2 pseudogenes are annotated in these 651 nt (G+C 69.8%); both read right to left on the reverse strand.

From position 1 onward, the window contains the following. Positions 1-393 (reverse strand): annotated as a pseudogene (locus AOK00_RS40785) (lyase family protein); the annotation flags it as partial. Positions 394-395: 2 nt separating this feature from the next. Further along, positions 396-613: pseudogene (aspA, locus tag AOK00_RS40790) on the reverse strand (aspartate ammonia-lyase); the annotation flags it as partial. Between the last annotated feature and the right edge of the window lie 38 nt (positions 614-651).

The following is a 651-nucleotide window of genomic DNA, read 5'->3' on the forward strand; positions in this document are numbered from 1 at the left end:
GTGCCGATGGCGGTGGCCCCGAGGTTGATCTCGTGGATGAGCTCGACGGCCTCGGCGAGCCGGCTGCGGTCCTCCTCCAGCATCACGGCGTACGTGGAGAACTCCTGACCCAGTGTCATGGGCACCGCGTCCTGGAGCTGGGTGCGGCCCATCTTGACGACGTCGCGGAACTCCAGGGCCTTGGCGGCGAAGGCGTCCTGGAGCACGGCCATGGCGAGGAGGAGTTCACGGGCGGCGCCGATCGCCGCGATGCGGATGGCGGTCGGGTAGACGTCATTGGTGGACTGGCCCAGGTTGACGTCTTCGTTGGGGTGGAGACGGCCGTAGTCACCCTTGGCGTGGCCGAGGAGTTCCAGCGCGCGGTTGGCGACGACCTCGTTGGCGTTCATGTTGNNCCCAGTTCCTCGTTGGCGCGGGCGGCGGCCTCCTTGACGGCGGCGAGCGCGTCGATCAGGAGCGGGTAGACGGATATGGGCGTGCCGGTGACGGTGAAGTTCTCGGTGGCTCGCAGGGTGTGGACACCCCAGTAGGCGTCGGCGGGAACGTCCCGGTCGCCGAGCAGATCGTGCTCGCGACGGACGGGGACGGGGTGCGGGGCCGGTACGGGAACCATGGGGTCCTCAGGGTGCGTGGCGCGCCCAGGGGGCGCCG

Source organism: Streptomyces aureus (assembly GCF_001418135.1).
GTDB classification, from domain to species: domain Bacteria; phylum Actinomycetota; class Actinomycetes; order Streptomycetales; family Streptomycetaceae; genus Streptomyces; species Streptomyces aureus_A.